We start from the raw sequence: 20,825 nt of genomic DNA, 5'->3' as shown, positions 1-20,825 counted from the left end.
CGTCACACCCTCATGTCCCGGCGATTGCGGTGGAGGGCCGCGGGGATCAGAGCCGCGAGCGCGAAGGCGAGGAAGGGCAGGATGGTCTGCAGCAGGGCATAGACTCCGATGACGCGACGGTTGTTGCCAGAGGCGAGAGCGACGGCCTCCGTGGTGATGGTCGAGAGCCGCCCCTCGCCAATCAGCAATGTCGGCAGATACTGCCCGACCGAGACGGCAAAGCCAACGGCGAGCGCCGTCAGGATCGGACGGATCAGCATGGGCAGACGGACCGACAGGAGCACCGAAATCCGCGACCGGCCAAGGGCCGCGGCGATGATCTCGTAACGGCGGTCGAGTGCCCGCCAGGGATCGGCCAGCGAGAGGAAGACATAAGGCAGCACGAAGACGAGGTGGACGAGCACGAGGGCTGTGAGCCTGTATTCGCCGCCGCCACTGCCAATGAAAAGAAGCTGCAGGCCGAAGACAAAGGTGATCTGCGGCACGATCAGCGGCAGATAGAGCATCAACAGCGCCTTCTCGCCGACGCTGCGTCCCGTCTGAAGCTCGCGTTCGAGGCACCCGATGGTCAGCAGGATGGCCATGAGCGTTGAGGCAAGGCCTGTCACCAGCGTCGTCACCAGCGGGTCGGCGATGCGCGGCAGGGCACTCATCCAGCTCCTCAGCGTGAAGCTCTGCGGCAGGAGATCGGGAAACTGCCAGAGGCCGGCGAGAGACCAGAGGGCCAGAGTTGCAAGGCCTGCAAACACCGCGCCGCCGATCAGGCCGACGGCCAGGATCGATGCGCGGCGCAGGAACTGGTCACGCAGGAACCGCCATCCTTTTTCTCTCGTGCGGCGAAGCAGGACGGACGCCAGCCGCTCCAGGACAAACCAGGTGAGCAGTGCGGACAGCGTTAGGCCGAGTTGCAGAACGGCACCGGCCGAGGCGAGGAAACGCGCGGACAGATCCGGATCATTCATCCACTGGACGAGCCGGGTTGCCAGCGTGCCGGGCAAGTTAGGGCCGAGGATCAGGGCCACGTCCACGACAGAGGACGAGTAGGCAATGACAGCATAGACGGCAAAACGGATCTGGCGGTAGAGCGCCGGCCAGAGCAGGTAGACGAAGCCTGCGATGCGTCCATAGCCGAAAGAGGCTGCAAGCCTCCGAGCCGCCGGGAGTTCGACCTGCGGCAGGGCTGCAAGCGTGACGAGAAAGAGGAAGGGCGTTTCCTTGATCACAAGGCCCGCGATCATCGTCAGGCCCATCGGATCATGCGGGATCAGAATATCCGGCGGCCGGTCGATGCCGAGAAGTGGCGCGACGAGGCGGATGAGGAAGCCTGACGGGGCAATCAGGAAAGCAAAGCCGAAGGCGGCGGCCGCATGCGGAACCGCCAGCAGGGGCGACAGCAGATGCTGCAGGCGCGACAGCGTCGGTGTGCCCGCGTAACTCGCAATGAAGATCAGCGTGATGCCGAGAGAGATGAACGTGGCGGCGAGCCCAGTTGCCACACTCAAGACTGAGGCTGTGGCCAGACCCGGTGTCGCCACAAGGGCTCGAAAGGGTTGCAGGCTGAGGTCATCTCCGCCGAGCGCGGGCAGATAGCCGAAGGCCGGCAGCAGCGTGCCGAGGAGCCCGAACGTAATCGGCAAGACCAGAAGGCCAAGCGTGAGGGCGACCGCACTCCTCGGGAGACGTGCGGTCAGTCCGGCTAAGAAAGAGCAATCGGTCGCTCGGGCTGTCACAGCTTAGTTGCCGCTGGCGTAGCGCCGGCGCCATTCGACCTCGATACGCACCATCCAGCTCGCATGCGGCTCGGCAATCACCGGGCCGAGCTTGTCCGGTGTCAACGTTGCGACGCCGAGGTCTAGGGCTGCGAAGGCGGCACGATCCGCCTCCGGAAGCTTCGGCATGGCAAGAACGGTTGGGTCACCCCAATAGGTCGGGTCCTGCTTGCGAAGCTGGGCTTCCGGCGAGATGAGGAAATTCGCTGTCAGCAGCGCCCCCTCCTTGGCATTGGCATTGTAGGGAATGGCGACGAAATGGGTGTTGCCGAGCGTGCCGCCGGAGAAGGTGAAGGAGCGTACCGTCTCAGGCAGCTCGCCCGCCTTGATGCCGGCAGAGGCTTCGGACGGATTGAAGGCGAAGATGATGTCCAACTCGCCGTCAGCCAGCTTCTGCTTCATATCAGGATAGTTCTGCGGGAAGGTCTTGCCCGAACGCCAGGCCACCGGATGCAACTGGTCGAGATAGGCAAACAGCGGCTCGACATCCTGCTCGAAGCTCTCCTCGGCCACGGGCTTTGCCAGCTTGGCGGGATCGGCGATCACTTCACTCAGCACCTGTTTCAGGAATGAGGAGCCAATGAAATCAGGGGGCGCGGGATAGGAGAAGCGACCGGGGTTGTTCTTCGCCCAGTCGAGCAGTTGGGTGGCATTGTCCGGCAGGTTTGATGCGTCGGTGCGGGCGCTGTCGTAGAAGAAGACCATCTTCGCGCCGCCCCAGGGGCTTTCCAGCCCGTCCGTCGGCTCCGTAAAGTCGGTCAAGATGGTGGGCTGGTTCTCGATATCGACATAACGCCAGTTTGGCAGCGCCGTTGCCCAGCCGGGGGTGAGAAGCAGATCCTGTTGCTTCATCGAGACGAAGTTCTCGCCATTGATCCAGATGAGATCGACCGACCCGCCCTCGTTCTTGCCGGCGGCTTTCTCGGCGATCACCTTGGCAACCGCGCTTGCGGTATCCTCGAGCTTTACCTGCACCACGGTCACACCGTAGCGTGACTGCATTTCGGCGCCGACCCATTCGAGATAGGCGTTGATGTTTTCAGACCCGCCCCAGGCGTTGAAATAGACCGTCTGGCCGGACGCTGCCTTTTCGAGGGCAGCCCAATCGGTCAGCTCGGGGCCAGCGGCCTTCGCCGGAATGATACTTGTGGCTGCCATCAGTGCGGCGGCGAAAATCCCTGTCATCAATCGCATTGTGTGCCCTACTCCCTCAAAATCGACCGCCGGACGCTGAGGCGTTGCGGCTCCTGTTTGAATTACGGTTCAGAAATCCGGCGGATCTCACGTTTTCTTGCCAGACCCCATCTGTCGTCGTGCGAGTGCGGCCTTGATCTCCTCGCTCGGCGCCGGATCATGCATGGCGCCTGCCATGGCGGTCAGATCATGGGTGATGCGCATCTGCTCGACGAAGGCCCGGCATCCCCGGCACATGGCCAGATGCAGCTTGATGTTCAGCCGCGGCCAGAAGCCGAGATCGCCATCGATCAGAAGGCTGGCACGCTCGGCGACTTCACTGCATCGAAACATGGTTCAGCCCTCCCCGGACATGGTGAAACGAAGTCTCATGGCGACGTCCTGCGCTTGCGGATCTGGCGCACGAGCGTCGGGATCAGCGCCACCAGCGCCAACGCGAAGAAGGCGAGCGTGATGTCGCGTGTCACGAGATCCGAGATCTGCGCTTCCCGACCGCTCGCCTGTGCCGCCACCAGCACACTGTCGACACCCTGGCCGAGATAGGCATAGGCGAAGGTGCCGGGCAGGATGCCGAAGAAGGTCGCGGCGATGAACCGGCCGAGGCTGATGTCGAACAGGGCGGCCGCGATGTTGACGACGAAGAAGGGAAAGACCGGCGCCAGACGGATGACGAAGAGATAGCCGAAGGCATTCTCACGAAACCCATCCGCCATCTTCTTGACCACGCCATCGACCCGGTGGCGCAGAAAGTCGCCGAAGGCAGAGCGCGTGGCGAGAAACAGGAGCGCCGCACCGATCGTGGCACCAATGGCAACCAGCGCGCCGCCGATCATCCAGCCGAAGAGAAAGCCGCCGAAGATGGTCAGCACGGAGGCTGCCGGAAAGGAGAAGGCGACAGCCAGAATGTAGACGGCGAGGAACACCAGCGCGGACCAGAGAAAATTGGCATCGACATAGGCCCTCAGAGCCTGACGTTGTTCGGCCAGAAATCCGAGGCTGAGATAGTCCTGCAGGCCGAAGGCATAACCGAGTGCCAGACCCGCGACGATGAGGACGACAGGCGTGTAACGCCAGAGGCTGCGGCGGCCGATAGCCTCCTTCGAGGGGGTGGGTGCGTCCTCCGGGGGACGGCCGTGCTGCGGGGAACGGCTGTCAGTCATCGTGGTTTCCTTGAAACGCCCGCGCGCCTTGTAAGATCACCGGTTCCGGCGCGACTGATCCCCCATGGTCACTATGGCTTGATGGGGTCGAATGCTGCTGGACATGGAAGGCGATTGTTTTGCTAATGGCGCCCGGGCTGAGGCAGGGGGCGGCGTGGCGCAGGATGAAGGTGACGATCTGGCTCTGGCGCGGCACCTCGTTGACGGGGATGCCGCAGTCTTCGAGCTGCTTTATCGCCGGCACAATGCCGCGATGATCCGCTTTTGCGCGGGCATCGTCCGGTCGCGCGACATCGCGGAAGAAGTCGTCCAGGACACCTGGGTGGCTGTGCTCGGCCGCATCGATCTCTTCGAGGGACGCGGGTCGCTCGCAAGCTGGATCTACACGATCCTCCTCAACAAGGCGCGCAGTCGCGCTCGCCGCGAAGGCCGCATCGTATCCTTCGACGATCTGGGGGATGGCAACGGTCTCGGCGAGGCTTTCGACGGGCGCGGGCACTGGCGCACCAGACCCGAGCTCTGGGAAGACCTGACGCCCGAGCGCCACATCGAGGGTCGAAGCGTTTTGCAACACGTCGAGGCGGTCATCGAAACGCTGCCGCCCGCGCAACGGGCGGTGCTGATCCTGCGCGGCCAGCAGGAGCTCGATCCGGCGGAGGTCTGCGCGTTGCTCGACATCTCCGAGGGCAATATGCGCGTGCTTCTGCACCGGGCACGGCTGACGGTGCGCAATGCGCTCGACCGGCTGAATGCGGGCCTCTGACCGAGATAGGGCAAGGCTCATCGGTCACCTCCCGAAAAGGCAAGCCAGCCCTGGCGCCAGCGGATGACTGTCGTCAGCGCGCAAAGGGCAGCAAAGCCATAGGCGATCAGCGGGAAATGGTGCGGCAGGAGACACATGACGACGAAGACCGCGATCGTCTCGAAGCCTTCGGCCAGACCGCCGGCGTAGTAGATGCCCTTGGTGGGGAATTCCGGCGCCTTGCGACCAAGTTTCGCGGCGACCGCCGAGAAGGCGAGGAAGGAAGAGCCTGTGCCGACGAAGGAAACGATCAGGACGGCAGCTGGCAGCGCATTGACCTCAGGGATCGCCACCGCAAAGCCAAGCGGGATCAGCGCATAGAAGACCATGTCGAGCGCGATATCGAGATAGGCGCCACGATCCGTCGGCCCCAAAATGCGGGCGACGGCGCCGTCGAGGCCATCCAGCGCACGATTCACGAGGATCAGCAGAAGCGCCACAAGAAAATAGCCGAAGCAGAGTGCGGCGAAGGCTCCGAGCCCTGTGAGGAAGCCGACAAGGCTGATCTGATCTGCCCGCACCCCGCGATGCGCCAGGAATTCGGCGACGGGCTGCAGCGCTGCCTTCTGCAGCGGCAGGATTTTCGCATCGATCATCCGCGCCTCCAGGTCTGGAAGCGTTCGAGCAGTGACAGGAGAAAGCCGTTGATGTGATTGCGTCGCCATTGGCCGGCGACTAGTTTGTTGGCCTCGGCGAGCGTCGGATAGATGTGGATCGTGCCGAGGATCTTGCCGAGGCCGTGGCCATGTTTCATGGCGAAGACGAATTCGGCGAGCAGATCTCCGGCATGTTCACCGACGATGGTGGCGCCCAAAATCTTGTCCTTGCCCGGCACGGTCAGCACCTTGACGAAGCCACGGGCGGATCCGTCCGCAATTGCGCGATCGAGATCGTCGATACCGAAGCGCGTTACCTCATGCGGGATATTCTTCTCCTTCGCCTCGGCCTCGGACAAGCCCACCCGGGCCACTTCCGGATCGGTGAAGGTCGCCCAGGGGATGACGCTGTAATCGGCTTTGAAGCGCTTGATATCCCCGAAAAGCGCGTTGATCGCCGCAAACCAGGCCTGATGCCCGGCGACATGGGTGAACTGGTAGGGTCCTGCCACATCGCCTGCCGCCAGGATGTTCGGATGCAGTGTCTGGAGGTAGTCGTTGGTCTCGACGACCCTGTCGACCTTGATGCCGAGGTCTTCGAGCCCGAAGCCCTTCAGCCGCGGCGCGCGTCCTACCGCAACGATGATCTCGTCGAAGCCGATGCGGAACTTGGTCCCCTCCTTCTCGACCTCGATCCACTTCTCGCCGGCATCTGTTCCACAGGCGACCGCCTTGTGGCTGGTCAGGACATTGACGCCATCGGCCTTCATCGAAGCCTCGACCAGCGCGGCTGCATCCTCGTCCTCGCGCATCATCAGGCGCGGTGCCATCTCGATCTGCGTGAGCTTTGAACCGAGCCGCGCGAAACTCTGCGCCAGCTCGCAGCCGATCGGCCCTCCGCCCAGAACGACGAGCCTCTGCGGCACGGCAGGGCGATCGCGGAGCCGCTCCCACATGTTGTCCGAGGTGAGATAGCCGATCTCGGCGAGGCCTGGGATCGGGGGCACGAAAGGCTGCGCACCGGTTGCGATGATGATTGCGCGTGTCGTCAGACGCTGCGTGCCGCCATCGTTCAGCGCGATCTCCACCGTCCAGGGATCGATCAGCTTTGCATAGCCCTGCAGGACTTCGACGCCGAGGCCGGTGTAGCGCTCGACGCTGTCGTGCGGCTCGATCTCGGCGATCACCTTGTGGATCCGCTTCATCACGGCGGAGAAAGGCACCTTGGGCTCGACCGGCTCCAGACCATAATGGTCGGCGTGGCGCATCTGGTGCGCCACCCTGGCGCTCTTGATCAGCGCCTTCGAGGGCACGCAGCCGAAGTTAAGGCAATCGCCGCCCATCTTGTTCGCCTCGACCAGCGTCACCTTCGCCTTGGCGGCGGCCGCGATATAGGCCGAGACCAGACCGGCAGAGCCCGCACCGATGACAACCAGGTTGCGATCGAAGCGCTTGGGCCGTTGCCAGTCGGAGCCGGGTCGGGTCGTTTTCGGCTCTGTGCGATCCATGCGTACCTCTGCGAGATAAGGGGGCTTGTAGTGACATGACACGCAACCAAGCCGATTGTTACACGGCCACGGTCATTTTTCTGCAGCTCCTCGAAAACGGGCAGGCCAAGCGACACTGCAAGCCGCTTCAAACATAGACAAAGACGATGCGCGGGCGCCCGCTTTCTCAGAACCGTACAGCTCGCGACCAAAAATGGGCCAGTTGATAAAACCGAGGTATCGAATTCAGAAGAATCTTAAGGAACAGATGCTCAATTAGGCACTCAAGGGAGTGCCCAACATGCGCGTCATCGTTTCCACCATCGTCTGTTTTGTTTTTGCGTGCCTTTCCGCGTCCGTTGCGGCGGCCGCCGAGGATTGGGTCGCCGCGCGCTCCACGAGCGAAGTCTCTTACACGACCGACAAGGAAACTTGGGTTCCGCTGCGCAAGGGCATGGCAGTTCCGAACAAGGCCTGGATATCAACAGGTCCGCGCGGACGCCTGCAACTGGTTCGGGGCAGCGAGAGCATCGCTTTCCAGCCCAATACGCTCGCCTCGATCATCACCCGGGGCAGCACGGCCAACCGCAAGACCGAAGTCGTGCAGCAGGTTGGCGAGATCAGTCTGGAAATCGAAAAGCGACAAAAGCCGCATACGACTGTGCAGACACCGTTCCTCGCCGCCGTGGTGAAGGGCACGCGTTTCACCGTCCAGGTGGGCAAGAGGGATGCGGCCGTCGCCGTCGATCGCGGCCTCGTGCAGGTGACCAGCTTCCGCAGCGGCGAACGCAGCGAGCTTTCCGCCGGCCAGGGCGCCCGGGTCGATGCTAAAGGAATGACGGTCGCGGGGATTTCGCAGAAACCAAGTATCAGCCGTGTCGCTCCCTCGTCTCCTGCAGTGCCTGCCGTCGGAAGCGTGAAGAGCGATGCCGCGATGTCGGACAAAGCCAGCAGCACATCAAATGGCAAGTCCAAGGCCGAGAGCGCTGGCAAATCCTCGGACAAGGACAATTCGTCGTCGAACAGCAATGCCGACGGCAACGGCAAGGGCAATTCCGGCGGTAATGGAAATGGCAATTCCGGAGAAAACGGCAGCTCAAGCGGCAGCAACGCTGGCGGCAATGGCAACGCTGGTGGCAACGGTAACGGCAATGCCGGCGGACACGGCAAGGGCAAAGGCAAGGGCGGTAACGATGACGATGACGACTGACCCGAGCGCTTCAGCCGTCGGCGAGCCTTCGGTCTGCGCATGACGGGTCGCGCCACAACTTTGCGCGGCACCCTGTCGTCCCTGACCTCACTCAGACTCGCCATGATCGCGATGATCATGGCGCTCCCCTTCCTGCTGCCATCGCTCTCCGTCGTGCAGCATGTCGACAACGAGTTGATTGCCTTCCGTGCCGCTGCGGCTCCTCGTGACGCCAGCGGCGACTTCGTCTTCGTTGCCATCGACAAGAAAAGCCTGATCGAGGTCGGGACCTGGCCTTGGCCACGGGATGTGCATGCCGAGCTGATCGACCGGCTGGTCGCGGCCGGCGCCCGAGACATCTTCCTCGACATCGATTTCAGCACGCCTTCCCGGCCGAAGAGCGATGCCCGGCTGGCAAAGGCGCTCGAAGATGCCGGCGGCGGCGTGATCCTGCCGATGTTTCGTCAGCAGTTCGGAGCACAATCAAACGCTCCGTTGACGCTGACCTCCCCCATTCCGCTCTTTGCGGAAAACGCCTGGACGGCACTGGTGGACGTTTCACTGGATGCAGACGGCCTGATGCGATCCTTCCCAGTGACGGATCTCGTTGACGGCATCCCGACACAATCGGCACCGGCGGTCCTGGCCGGCTACAGCGATGCGCGCACGACCCGGCTCGACATCGACTTTTCCATCAACCCGGAGACCGTGCCCACCTATTCCGTCGCGGACGTCCTGTCCGGGGCAGTGGCAGGCGACGCTCTGAAGGACAAGGCCGTGGTGGTCGGTGCCTATGCCACCGAACTGAAGGATCTCTTTGCCGTGCCGGTCTATGGCATCCTGAGCGGGCCGATGCTGCATGTGCTTGCGACCGAGACCCTGGTGCAGGACCGGTTACTGACGCGCCTGCGGGCAGAGCCGATCGTCCTGCTGCTCGCAGCCCTGATCATCGCTTATACGCTGACCTTTCATCGCCTTTCGCTGGCCGTACCGCTCGCAGCCTCGGCGGCGATCGTGACCATCGGAGAGGCGGCGGCCTTTCTCCTCTACAAGAACGAAGCGATCGTCTTTCAGACAGCCACGATCTGGGCAGTGCTGGCCTTCGGTTTCCTGATGCTGATGGCGGAGAAGATCGGTCTCAATGGCTGGCTTGCCGAACTGGCGATCACCGAGAACCGGGACATTCGCCGAGTGCTCAAGCGGGTGATCAACGACAGTGTCGACCCGGTCATCGTGCTTGACCAGCAGCGCAATTTGCTCGATGCCAGCCACACCACTGCCGACATGCTGGAACTGGACGAGCCGGTCACCCGCGGCACCAATCTGAGCAGCTTCGTGCCGCGCGCACTGATGGACGCAGTCCTTGCCCTCGAAGCAAACCATGCTGCCGAGCCCGACCGGGCGCATAGCGCGCCTCTGTCCTTCAGCATGCCGGGACGGACCGGGCGCCGTCATCTCGAAGCTGTCATCACCATTTCGCCCTACGAGAGCGGCAAAGGCCAGGGCCATTCTTCCGTCGGAACCCATGTCACCTGCATCAGCCTGCGGGACATGACTGCACGGCATCTTTACGAGACCAAGCTCGAGGAGATGGCCCGCGTCGACGATCTCACGGGGCTTCTCACCCGGCGGGGCCTCGGCGATGCCATGGCGAAGGATGGTCGTGGTTTCTCGGTTTTTGCCATCGACCTCCACCGCTTCGGCCATCTGAATGAAACGCTCGGCCGGGAAAAGGGTGACAGCGTGCTGCAGGCCGTGGCTGCGCGCCTGCGTCGCCATGCCGGTATCGATGGCCTTTGCGCGCGGCTTGCAGGGGACGTGCTCTGTCTGGCGACGCCGGGCATTGAAGGTGAGTCCGCTCTGGCCGAAAGCGCCGAGGGGCTGCTAGCCCTCTTCGATGCGCCTTTCGGCGTCGAAGGCATCAAGATCGAACTGAATGCACGGGTGGGCGCCTGCAGCGGGTCGTTCGATCTCGGCGATCCCGGCAAATGGGTGGAGGCAGCAGAACTCGCGCTGATCGAAGCGAAGCGGGTCGGCGGCAGCGGCTGGCGGGCCTATGATCCCTCATCGGCGCTGCGCCGAGCGCGCTCGCGACTTCTGGAAGCGGAGATGCGTGGCGCCCTGGAACAGGGCCAGTTCTTCCTGCTCTATCAGCCGCAGGTCGCGCTGAAGACCGGGCGACTGGTCGGGGCAGAGGCACTGTTGCGGTGGCAACATCCCACACTCGGCATGATCTCGCCGGCGGAATTCATCAGCATCGCAGAAGCCAACGGCTTCATCTGCGATCTCGGTCAGTTCATGTTCAAGGAAGCCTGCAAGGCGGCCACCAGCTGGCCGGCGCATGTCAGCGTCGCCGTCAACATTTCACCGGTGCAGTTTCTGCGCGGCGACCTGCTTTCCGATATTCGCGCGGCGCTCGCCATCAGCGGGCTCGCACCGCACCGCCTCCATGTCGAGATCACGGAATCGATCTTCCTCGAAAAGTCGGAGGAGCTTCTGGATAAGCTGGAGGCACTGCGCGGTCTCGGCGTGACCATCGCGCTCGATGATTTCGGCACCGGCTATTCGTCGCTCAGCTACATCTCCAGCTTGCCGCTGGACAAGCTCAAGATCGACCAGTCCTTCATTCGCGAGATGGTGAGCGACAGCGCAGCACAGACCATCGTGCAGACGGTCACCACACTTGCGCATGGTCTCGGTCTCAAAGTTGTCTGTGAAGGCATCGAGAATGCCCTGCAGTGTGAAATGCTGGCCGCGATGCAATGTGAAGAAGGACAGGGCTATCTTTTCGGGCGACCGCAATCAGCCCGCCAGATCCAGGCGCTTTCGGCAGCCCATTCGCTGCTGGCAAGCAGCGATGAGATCGGTGTCAGTGGCCTGGCGCAGGCCGGGTGAGCACGAAAGCCGCGCAAGCGACGAGGATCAATCCGATCACGAGCTTGAGCCAGTGCTGGGGCGGCCCGAAGAAGAGAACGATGCCGTAGCTTACCGCCATCAGCGAGACCGAGGCGATCTTTGCCTTCTGGGAGATGGCCCCTTCACGGCGCCAGTCGATGAGCGGCTGGCCGAAACGCGGGTGGTCCAGCAGCCATTGCTCGAAGCGCGGAGATGAGCGCGCGAACAGCGCTGCCGCCAGGATCATGAAGGGTGTCGTGGGCAGGACCGGCAGGAAGATGCCGATGACACCGATCCCGACCATCAGCCAGGCGCAGCCAAGAATGAGCAGGCGCATCAAATCCCCTTCGCTGGCTGCCGTCGCTTCGACTGGAGATATGGCATGATTCGGGATCGGCAAGGATTTTGAGGATTGCGGCAAATGCGGCGATTTTTCGTTTGCGCCGCAACAGGCTGAAATGCATCCTTGCCCGGCAATCCCACCTTCAGGAATTCAACTGACATGTCCAAGGTTACCCTCGTGCTCGGCGCCGGCATTATCGGCGTTTCCACAGCCATCCATCTCGCCCGTCGCGGGCGTTCGGTGGTGCTGGTGGACCGCCGCGGCGCTGGCGAGGAAACCTCTTTCGGCAATGCCGGCCTGATCCAGCGTGAGGGCGTCGTGCCCTATGGCTTCCCGCAGGACTTGAGCCTGCTGATCCGCTACGGCTTCAACAACCGGATCGACGCGCATTATCATGCGAGCGCCATCCTGAAGCTCGTGCCGTTCCTGTCGCGCTACTGGTGGCATTCGAACAAGAGCCGGCATGAGGTGATTGCCCGCGCCTATGCGCCGCTGATCGAAAATTCGATCACCGAGCATCAGGACCTGATCCAGGCGGCCAAAGCCGACCACCTGATCCGCAAGGACGGCTGGATGGAGATCTTCCGGACGACGGCCAAGCGCGACAGCGAGCTTGCCGAAGCGGCTCGCCTCGCCCGCGAATACGGCGTCAGCTACCGGGCCTTGAACCGCGAAGAGCTTGCCAAGGAAGAGCCGCATATTCGCGGCGATTTCGTCGGTGGTCTGAAGTGGAACGACCCCTGGTCGGTCACCAATCCGCATGGTCTGACGCAAGCCTATCTCACTTATTTCCAGTCGCTCGGCGGGCGCTTCGTCAAGGGTGATGCCACATCACTGGAAACAAGCGCATCCGGCAAGGGCTGGCGCGTGAAGACCGATGACGGCATGGTCGAGGGCGACGATGTGGTGCTGGCACTCGGCCCCTGGTCGGAGGAAGTCACCCGTAAGTTCGGCTACCGCTTCCTGCTCGGCGTCAAGCGCGGCTACCACATGCATTATGCGCCAGAAGGCAATGCCGTTCTCAACAACTGGACGATGGATGCCGAGCGCGGCTATTTCCTGGCACCAATGGAAAAGGGCATCCGCCTGACGACGGGTGCGGAGTTTGCCAATCGCGATGCGCCCAAGTCTCCCGTCCAGCTCGCCCGGGCGGAAAAGGTGGCGCGCGAGATCTTCCCGCTCGCCGACCGGCTCGACGCCGAACCCTGGATGGGCGCACGCCCCTGCACGCCCGACATGATGCCGGTCATCGGCAAGGCGCCGCGTCACGAGGGCATGTGGTTCGCCTTCGGCCATGCGCATCACGGCCTGACGCTGGGGCCAGTGACGGGCCGTCTAATCGGGGAAATGATGGATGGGGAAAAGACATTCATCGACGCCAAGGCCTGGAGCCCTGAGCGTTTTCGCCCCTGAAAAACAAAGCTTTTCTAGCCCCCTTCTCAGGGGGCTAGCCTTTTTGGCGCCGAGGTGGTAGTCATTCCGAATAATTTGATCAAATTGTTTCCCGGTGGAAACAGGCCGGAACGAAGCACGCGTCGCAAGAACGCCGCCGGTCGAGGGGATTAGGAAGAGACGGACAGTGGCATGCGCCGGTGTTTGATCCATAACGCGAAAAGCGTCTATCGTTAGCGGACCAGCATCCGTTCGTGCTCCATTGCGCGTTTCGAACCCGATCGACATCAGCCACACGGTGATCCATGGACATGGCCGAAGAGGCACGCGAATTCTTCGCGGCAAATCCCGATATTGAAGTACTTGAAGCATTCGTCATCGACGTGAACGGCGTGCCACGCGGCAAGTGGATCCCGCGTGAGCGGGCCATCGACGTGTTGACCAAGGGCATGGCCATGCCCCGCTCGGTCTATGCGCTCGACGTCTGGGGCCGTGACGTGAATGCAGCGGGCCTCGCCGAAGGTACGGGCGATCCTGATGGCATCTGCTTCCCCGTTCCCGGCACACTGTCCCGCGTGACCTGGCTGTCGCGCCCGACGGCGCAGGTGCTCTTGCAGATGTACACGCCGGAAGGCGAGAGTTTCTATGCCGACCCGCGTCAGGTGCTTGGCCATGTGCTCGACCGCTTCAAGGCGGCGAAACTGACCCCCGTAGTTGCCACCGAACTCGAATTCTACCTGATCGACCCGGTGCGCTCGGCGCTCGACCCGGTGCGCCCGCCGAACACACGAGACGGTCGCTGGCATACCGGCCAGACGCAGGTGCTGTCGATCTCCGAACTGCAGGACTTCGAAGAGGTCTTCCACGGCATTTCGACGGCCGCCCGCGCCCAGAATGTGCCAGCGGATACGACGCTGCGCGAAAACGGTCCTGGTCAGTACGAAATCAATCTCAACCACGTGCCGGATGCGCTGGCGGCTGCCGATTACGCGGTCCTCCTGAAGCGGATCGTCAAGGGCGTGGCGCGCGCCAGCGACCTCGACGCCACCTTCATGGCCAAGCCCTACGGCACCCAGGCCGGCAGCGGCATGCATGTGCACTTCTCCGTTCTCAACGAGAGGGGCGAGAACATCTATGTCGGCGAGAACGGCCCATCGGACGCCCTCTTCCATTCGGTCGGCGGTCTCTTGGAAAGCATGGGCGAGAGCATGGCGATCTTTGCGCCGCACCAGAACTCCTATCGCCGGCTGCGCCCATCGGAACATGCACCGACCTATGCATCCTGGGGCTTCGACAACCGGTCGGCTGCCGTGCGCGTCATCACCGCGTCAAAGCCTGCGACCCGCATCGAGCATCGCGTAGCCGGATCCGACACCAATCCCTATCTCGTTCTGGCGATGATCCTGTCGGCGGCGCTCGCCGGGATGAAGGAGAAGCTTTCGCCCGGTGGCGCGATCTCCGGCGACGACCATGCCGTCAACCACGAGCCGCTGCCGACCAACTGGGACTACGCGCTGCAGCGCTTTGCCAAGTCGAGCTTCGCCTATGCGGCGCTCGGGCCGAAATACCGAAGCCTTTATACCGCCTGCAAGCAGCAGGAACTCTCGGAGTTCTCGCTGCGCGTTACCGACGTCGAATACGACGCCTATATCCGGACCGTGTGAGGTGAAGCCATGACCAAGTCGATCGGACCCAATCCCGGCCATGCGGCCACCTATTACGCAGCCTCTGCCCGCGACAAGCGGGTGCGCCCGAAGCTGGATGGCCAGCACACCGCAGACATCTGCATCATCGGCGCCGGCTTCACCGGCATTTCGGCAGCCCTTGAGCTGTCGGAAAAGGGCTATGCCGTCATCGTTCTCGAAGGCGATCGCATCGGCTTCGGCGCTTCGGGGCGCAATGGTGGCCAGATCGTCAACGGCTATAGCCGCGACCTTGAGACTATCGCCCGCCGCTATGGCCAGGAAAAGGCGGATCGTCTCGGCGAGATGTCGCTCGAGGGTGGCCGGATCATTCGTGAGCGTGTGGCCAAATACGGGATCGAATGCGATCTCGTCGACGGCGGCTTCTTCGCAGCCTTCACCGACAAGCAGGTGAAGGAGATGGCGGACGTCCGGGCACACTGGATGAAGCACGGGCATGACGGGCTGGAGATGGTCTCCAAGTCCGAGGTCGGCAAGTATGCCAAGACCGACCGCTATGTCGGTGGCATGATCGACCGGCATGGCGGCCATATCCATCCGCTCGACCTCGTGCTCGGCGAGGCGGCAGCGGCCGAAAGCCTCGGCGCCAAGATCTTTGAAAACTCAAAGGTCGTGCATCTCGACACCGGCCCGCAGCCCTTCGTCTGCACGGAAGGCGGCATCGTCAGGGCCAAGCACATCCTGGTCTGCGGCAATGCCTATATGGCCGGCATAGCTCCGAAGGTGACCGAGAAGATGATGCCGGTTTCCAGCCAGGTGATGGCGACAGAGCCGCTCGATCGGAAGCTGATCGAGGAACTGCTGCCGTCCAACTATTGCGTCGAAGATGCGAACTACGTGCTCGACTACTATCGTCGCACGGCCGACAACCGCCTGCTTTACGGTGGCGGCATCGGTTATGGCGGCCAGGATCCGAAGAACCTGACGGGCGTCATCCGTCCGAACATGCTCAAGACCTTCCCGCAGCTGAAGGACGTGAAGATCGACTATGCCTGGAGCGGCAATTTCGCGCTGACGCTGACGCGCATCCCGCATATGGGCAAGCTGTCGGACACCGTCTACTTCTCGCATGGCGACAGCGGCCATGGCGTGACGACGACGCATCTGCTCGGCAAGATCCTCGGTGAAGCGGTGCACGGCCAGATGAGCCGGTTTGACGTCTGGTCGTCGCTGCAGGCCTATCCCTTCCCGGGCGGCCGGATGTTCCGCGTGCCGTTCACGGCGCTTGGTGCCTGGTATTACGGCATGCGCGACCGGCTCGGCGTTTGAGGAGAGAAGAGATGACCCGTACCGTCACCGTCGCCGCCACCCAGATGGCCTGCACATGGGATCTGCCCGGCAATATCGCACGGGCCGAAAAGCTCGTGCGCGAGGCAGCATCCAAGGGTGCGCAGATCGTGCTGATCCAGGAGCTGTTCGAGGCACCCTATTTCTGCCAGGACCAGATCGCGGAGTTCTTCGATCTCGCCAAGCCTGCGCATGACAACGCGCTGATCGACCACTTCTCAGCACTGGCCGAAGAGCTCAACGTCGTCATTCCCGTCAGCTTCTTCGAAAAGGCGGGGCAGACCTTCTTCAACAGCGTGGCCATTGTCGATGCGACCGGCGACGTGCTCGGCATATATCGCAAGAGCCATATTCCGGATGGTCCTGGATATACCGAGAAGTTCTACTTCTCGCCCGGCGATACCGGTTTTGATGTCTGGGAGACGCGGCATGCGGCGATCGGCGTCGGCATCTGCTGGGATCAGTGGTTCCCGGAAGCGGCCCGCGCCATGGCGCTGCAAGGCGCCGAACTTCTGTTCTATCCGACCGCGATCGGCTCGGAGCCGCAGGATGCGAGCCTCGACAGCTCCGGCCATTGGCAGCGGGTGATGCAGGGGCATGCGGCGGCCAATATCATGCCGGTCATCGCGTCGAACCGCATTGGCAAGGAAGACGGCCGCAAGGGCACTTCGCTCACCTTCTACGGCTCGTCCTTCATCTGCGACCAGACGGGTGCGATGGTGGCGACCGCCGACCGGGAGACGGAGACGGTGTTGACGGCGACCTTCGACCTCGATGGCATCGCAAGGCAGCGTGCCAGCTGGGGCCTCTTTAGAGACCGCCGGCCGGAGCTTTACGGTCCGCTGATGGGCTACGAGGGCTGAGGCTCAGGCTTCCGCCTTCAGACCGTTGAGCGCATCGGCGACGATGCCCTCGACCGGCTGATCAATGGAGACTGTGACAACGCCCGGCTCACCCGTTGGCACTTCCAGGGTAGCGAGCTGGCTATCGAGCAGCGTCAGCGGCATGAAATGACCTGTGCGGGCGCCCATGCGGCGTCCGAGCAATTCCCGCGAACCATCGAGATAGACGAAGGACAGGCGGCCGCCAGTCGCGGCGCGCAGATGCTCGCGGTAGATCTTCTTCAGCGCCGAGCAGGACACGATGATCCCCTCCCCGCGCGCCAGAGCATCCGCCATGCGCTCGCCGATCACGGTGAGCCAGGGCCAGCGATCCTCATCCGTGAGCGGCGTTCCGGCCGCCATCTTTGCGACATTGCTTTCCGGATGCAGCACGTCGCCTTCAATGAAGGGAAGCCCGAGCCGCTGTGCCAGCGCCTCGCCGACCGAAGACTTCCCGCAGCCGCTGACGCCCATGACGATCACCGCCTGCGGGGCGGTTGGCAGAATTTCTGGCGGCATTCTCTTCCTCTTTATGCACCCTCATCCAAGGGTGGCGACAATAGGAAGGTTCAGGCGAAATGCAATCCGCTCTCGCTGTTCGCGCCCTTCGCGGCCACCCGTTCCCTTGCCGGTCGGACCTCCGCCCGGATAGCGGCCGCGATCTTTTCCGCCATCATGATGACAGGTGCATTGGTGTTGCCGCCGATCAGGCGCGGCATGACGGAAGCGTCGACGACGCGCAGCCCTTCGACGCCGTTGAGCTTCAGGCTGACATCGACGACCGCGGCCGGATCCGAGCCCATGCGGCAGGTGCCGACGGGGTGATAGATCGTATCGGCACGGGCACGGATGACGGCGTCGAGTTCCGCGTCGGACGGGCCGGCGGGATAGAGTTCGGCACCGCGATACTTGTTGAGCGCCGGGGCGGCCATGATCTGCGCCATCACCCGGGCGCCCTTTCGCAGCGCCTCGAGGTCGCGTGCATCCGAGAGGAAGGCGGGATCGATCAGCGGTGCGGCCATGGGATCGGCGCTCGCGAGGCGGACGGTGCCGCGCGAATGGGGGCGCAGCACACAGACATGGCAGGAATAGCCGTAGCCCCAATGCATCTTGCGCACGTGATCATCGACCATGGCGACCAGGAAATGCAGCTGGATATCCGGCCGATCGAGTGACGGATCGGTCTTCAGGAAGGCACCCGATTCCGCGCAGGTCGAACGCAGGTGACCCATGCGCTCGGTGCGCCATTCATTGGCCGCGCGCATCAGATCCCGCGCCGCCGTCAGGCCCATGCCGAACATGTCAGTATCCGGCGAGCGGAAGATCATCGTGTAATCGAGATGGTCCTGGAGATTTGCACCGACCTCAGGGCTGTCGGCAACGACACTGATGCCGAGAGAGGTGAGATGATCGGCGGGACCGATGCCTGACAGCATCAGGATCTGCGGGGATTGCAAAGCGCCTGCCGAGAGCAGGACTTCGCGGCCCGCGCGGACAACCCTTTGCTCCTTGCCATGGCGATAGGCGACACCGACCGCCCTACCACGCTCGACGATGATGCGGGTGACCTGCGCCTCGGTGATAACAGTCAGATTGCGGCGGGTCATCACGTCGTGCAGATAGGCACCCGAGGCCGAGCAACGCTCGCCGCGTTTTGGACCGTTCCAGAACTGCGTCGTCTGATAGACGCCCGCCCCTTCCTGAACCGGACCGTTGAAATCGTCGTTCTGTCGGTATCCGCTCTGTTCGCAGGCCTTCAGAAAGGCCTGGTTGACCGGGCGCGTCCAGTTCTGGTCGCAGACCTGCAGCGGTCCGCCCCGTCCGTGCAGATCGTCGGCACCGCGGATGTTGTCTTCCGACTTCTTGAACCAGGGCAGCACATCGTCCCAGGACCAGCCCTCGCAGCCGAGTGCGGCCCATTCGTCATAATCGCGCGCATGGCCGCGCACATAGAGCATGGCATTGATGAGGCTCGATCCGCCAAGCCCCCTCCCTCGCGGCTGGTAGCCCCGGCGACCGTTCAATCCGGATTGCGGCACCGTGGAGAAACGCCAGTTGGCACTCTTCACATGGCCGGGCACGACCGCAGCTGCAGCCATGGGCACGCGAGCAAAGATGCCGTCGCCGCGCCCTCCGGCTTCGAGAAGGCAGACGGTGAGAGAGGGATCCTCGCTCAGTCTCGCCGCAAGGACCGACCCGGCCGAGCCCCCGCCGATGATCACGTAATCGTACATGCTCTCCCCCAGAGACCACCGGCAGCACAGCATTTCCACTGCGCCTACATTAAGCAGATTTAAATTGCCGTGAACGTAAGCGTAGCATAGCGGCGGGGGGACGCAAGACTGTCTCAAAGGCTTGCCGCGCAAAGAAAAACCCGCCTTGCGGCGGGTTCAACCAGACTGGCGATTTTGGATGGTTCAGGCGGCCGGTGCGGCTGCAACACGGCGCGGCTGCAGTTCGTCGATGCCGAGCAGAAAGTTAATCTGCGGGCGGGCCTTGACCAGGTCGTCGATCGTGTATTCGGACAGCACGTCGAAGAAGGCATTGAGCGCCTTGCGCAGCGCCGAGTTCAGACCGCAGCTGTCGATCAGCGGGCATTCGACGTCACCGTCATCCTCGAAGCACTCCGCCATGGCGAAGCTGTCTTCGGTCACCTTGACGACATCGAACAAGGTGATCTTCTCGGCAGCACGACCCAGGCGCACGCCGCCGTTGCGGCCACGCACGGTTTCGACCAGACCGGCCTTGTTCAGCGGCTGCAGAATCTTGAACAGGAAGAGTTCAGAGACGCCATAAGCCCTGGCGATTTCCGGGATCCGGCTCAGCTGGTCGCTGTTGGCTGCGCAATACATCAGCATGCGCACGGCGTAATTTGTCTGCTTTGTCAAACGCATGCACGATTCCTCTGTTTTGTTGGCTCTTATATAGCGCCTTTTGCAGTTTTGAACAATTCCAAAATACTCAAGTTCACGACTCACGTGTCCGTGATTAAAGTCGAGTACAATTGACAGCTTATATGAATTCATGAATATCCCCCTCAACAATCCAAGAGGGAGGCTATGCCATGACATCTATTCGCACACTCGCACTCGGTGCTGTTTCCGTTCTGGCTCTTTCGGCCGGCGCAGCGCAGGCCGAAGGCGAGGTCAACATCTATTCCTACCGCCAGCCGGAACTGATCCAGCCGCTGATGGATGCCTTCACCAAGGAGACGGGGATCAAGACCAACGTGCTCTTCCTCGACAAGGGCCTCGTTGAGCGCATCACGGCGGAAGGCGCCAATTCGCCGGCCGACGTGATCCTGACGATCGACATCGCGCGCCTGACGGAAGCCAAGGACGGCGGCGTGACGCAGCCGCTCAACGATGACGACATCAACAAGCAGATTCCGGCACAGTATCGCGATACCGATGGCAACTGGTTCGGCCTGACGACCCGCGGTCGCGTGGTCTATGCTTCCAAGGACCGCGTCTCGGAAGATGCGATTACCTATGAAGAGCTCGCCGACCCGAAGTGGAAGGGCCGTATCTGCATGCGTGATGGCCAGCACTCCTATAACATCGGCCTGTTTGCCTCGATGGTCGCTCATCATGGCGCCGACTACACCGAGAAGTGGCTCGCTGGCCTGAAGCAGAACCTCGTCAAGAAGCCTGACGGCAATGACCGCGCCCAGGCCAAGGCAATCCATGCCGGCGAATGCGATCTCGGTCTCGCCAACACCTATTATCTCGGTCTGATGAAGACCAATGAGAAGGAGCCGGAAGAGAAGGAATGGGCCGCTTCGGTCAAGGTTCTCTTCCCGAATGCTGCCGATCGCGGCACGCATGTGAACATCTCCGGCATGGCGCTGGCGAAGAATGCCCCGAACAAGGACAACGCCGTCAAGCTGATGGAATTCCTTGCCTCGGATGAAGCACAGTCGATCTATGCCGAGCAGGTCTTCGAATATCCGGTCGGACCGAACGCAAAGGTCTCCGAAATCGTCGCCGGCTTCGGCCCGATCAAGGCCGACCCGCTGCCGCTCGTCGACATCGCCGCCAACCGCAAGACGGCGTCGGAACTGGTCGACAAGGTCGGCCTGAACGAAGGTCCGACGCAGTAAGCTTCGGCACATCCCAAAAAGCAGA

General features: G+C 62.5%; 18 protein-coding genes. 8 read left to right on the top strand and 10 right to left on the bottom strand.

Translation table 11 applies throughout. The annotated features are described in order from the left end of the window. Positions 1–2: 2 nt before the first annotated feature. The 4 genes from C0V73_RS06775 to C0V73_RS06760 all read right to left on the bottom strand — a co-directional run bounded on the left by C0V73_RS06775 (position 3) and on the right by C0V73_RS06760 (position 4,123). A complete protein-coding gene (locus C0V73_RS06775) occupies positions 3–1,637 on the bottom strand; it encodes an ABC transporter permease subunit (protein ID WP_245407898.1) in 1,635 nt (544 codons plus the stop codon). Between the two features lie 96 nt (positions 1,638–1,733). Then, positions 1,734–2,963 carry an ABC transporter substrate-binding protein gene (locus C0V73_RS06770; protein WP_102019240.1) on the bottom strand — a complete coding sequence of 410 codons (1,230 nt, stop codon included), beginning with the start codon at positions 2,961–2,963 and terminating at the stop codon, positions 1,734–1,736. An 87-nt stretch (positions 2,964–3,050) separates the two neighbouring features. After that, on the bottom strand, positions 3,051–3,296 hold the full coding sequence (locus C0V73_RS06765; protein WP_102019239.1) for a zf-HC2 domain-containing protein: 246 nt from the start codon (positions 3,294–3,296) through the stop codon (positions 3,051–3,053). A 35-nt stretch (positions 3,297–3,331) separates the two neighbouring features. After that, positions 3,332–4,123, bottom strand: a complete 792-nt coding sequence (locus tag C0V73_RS06760; RefSeq protein WP_102019238.1) for a TVP38/TMEM64 family protein — start codon at positions 4,121–4,123, stop codon at positions 3,332–3,334. Positions 4,124–4,277: 154 nt separating this feature from the next. Here C0V73_RS06760 and C0V73_RS06755 point away from each other — a divergent pair, with 154 nt between their 5' ends. Then, positions 4,278–4,886, top strand: coding sequence for a sigma-70 family RNA polymerase sigma factor (locus C0V73_RS06755; protein WP_172450083.1), 609 nt, complete (start codon positions 4,278–4,280; stop codon positions 4,884–4,886). Between the two features lie 17 nt (positions 4,887–4,903). On the opposite strand, the gene C0V73_RS06750 is transcribed toward C0V73_RS06755, so the two are convergent. Continuing rightward, positions 4,904–5,521, bottom strand: coding sequence for a CDP-alcohol phosphatidyltransferase family protein (locus C0V73_RS06750; RefSeq protein ID WP_102019236.1), 618 nt, complete (start codon positions 5,519–5,521; stop codon positions 4,904–4,906). Continuing rightward, a complete protein-coding gene (locus tag C0V73_RS06745) occupies positions 5,518–7,029 on the bottom strand; it encodes an FAD-dependent oxidoreductase (protein WP_102019235.1) in 1,512 nt (503 codons plus the stop codon). The genes C0V73_RS06750 and C0V73_RS06745 overlap by 4 nt, the downstream gene beginning before the upstream one ends. 280 nt (positions 7,030–7,309) lie before the next feature. Between C0V73_RS06745 and C0V73_RS06740 the strand changes: the two genes are divergently transcribed. Next, the gene (locus tag C0V73_RS06740; RefSeq protein ID WP_102019234.1) at positions 7,310–8,218 is read left to right on the top strand and encodes a FecR domain-containing protein; all 909 of its coding nucleotides are present in this window, start codon (positions 7,310–7,312) and stop codon (positions 8,216–8,218) included. Between the two features lie 39 nt (positions 8,219–8,257). After that, entirely contained in the window at positions 8,258–11,092 is a 2,835-nt protein-coding gene (locus C0V73_RS06735; RefSeq protein WP_102019233.1) for an EAL domain-containing protein, read from the top strand. Here C0V73_RS06735 and C0V73_RS06730 read toward each other — a convergent pair. Beyond that, positions 11,067–11,429, bottom strand: a complete 363-nt coding sequence (locus C0V73_RS06730) for a YbaN family protein (RefSeq protein ID WP_102019618.1) — start codon at positions 11,427–11,429, stop codon at positions 11,067–11,069. The two genes, C0V73_RS06735 and C0V73_RS06730, sit on opposite strands and share 26 nt — an antisense overlap. A gap of 165 nt (positions 11,430–11,594) precedes the next feature. On the opposite strand from C0V73_RS06730, the gene C0V73_RS06725 reads away from it, so the two are divergent. The 4 genes from C0V73_RS06725 (at position 11,595) to aguB (ending at position 16,680) form a co-directional block, all read left to right on the top strand. Continuing rightward, on the top strand, positions 11,595–12,848 hold the full coding sequence (locus tag C0V73_RS06725; protein ID WP_102019232.1) for an FAD-binding oxidoreductase: 1,254 nt from the start codon (positions 11,595–11,597) through the stop codon (positions 12,846–12,848). 284 nt (positions 12,849–13,132) lie between these two features. Continuing rightward, the gene (locus tag C0V73_RS06720; RefSeq protein WP_102019231.1) at positions 13,133–14,491 is read left to right on the top strand and encodes a glutamine synthetase family protein; all 1,359 of its coding nucleotides are present in this window, start codon (positions 13,133–13,135) and stop codon (positions 14,489–14,491) included. A gap of 9 nt (positions 14,492–14,500) precedes the next feature. Then, complete coding sequence (locus tag C0V73_RS06715) at positions 14,501–15,799, top strand: FAD-binding oxidoreductase (protein ID WP_102019230.1); 1,299 nt, start codon at positions 14,501–14,503, stop codon at positions 15,797–15,799. Positions 15,800–15,810: 11 nt separating this feature from the next. Then, positions 15,811–16,680, top strand: a complete 870-nt coding sequence (gene aguB / locus C0V73_RS06710) for an N-carbamoylputrescine amidase (RefSeq protein WP_102019229.1) — start codon at positions 15,811–15,813, stop codon at positions 16,678–16,680. 3 nt (positions 16,681–16,683) lie between these two features. Here the strand turns inward: aguB and C0V73_RS06705 are convergent, their stop codons facing one another. The 3 genes from C0V73_RS06705 to rirA form a co-directional block, all read right to left on the bottom strand. Further along, positions 16,684–17,217: a gluconokinase gene (locus C0V73_RS06705; protein ID WP_102019228.1), complete on the bottom strand. Its 534-nt coding sequence runs from the start codon at positions 17,215–17,217 to the stop codon at positions 16,684–16,686. Between the two features lie 50 nt (positions 17,218–17,267). Beyond that, entirely contained in the window at positions 17,268–18,932 is a 1,665-nt protein-coding gene (locus tag C0V73_RS06700; protein WP_102019227.1) for a GMC family oxidoreductase N-terminal domain-containing protein, read from the bottom strand. A gap of 183 nt (positions 18,933–19,115) precedes the next feature. Further along, entirely contained in the window at positions 19,116–19,592 is a 477-nt protein-coding gene (gene rirA / locus C0V73_RS06695; protein ID WP_102019226.1) for an iron-responsive transcriptional regulator RirA, read from the bottom strand. 170 nt (positions 19,593–19,762) lie between these two features. Here rirA and C0V73_RS06690 point away from each other — a divergent pair, with 170 nt between their 5' ends. Then, positions 19,763–20,800 (top strand): Fe(3+) ABC transporter substrate-binding protein, encoded by a 1,038-nt coding sequence (locus C0V73_RS06690; protein ID WP_102019225.1) that lies wholly within the window; start codon positions 19,763–19,765, stop codon positions 20,798–20,800. Positions 20,801–20,825: the final 25 nt, after the last annotated feature.

Source organism: Rhizobium sp. TH135 (genome assembly GCF_002855515.1).
GTDB lineage: Bacteria > Pseudomonadota > Alphaproteobacteria > Rhizobiales > Rhizobiaceae > Allorhizobium.
The sequence above is the reverse complement of the archived record's forward strand: the minus strand, read 5'-3'. Positions and strand labels throughout refer to the sequence as shown.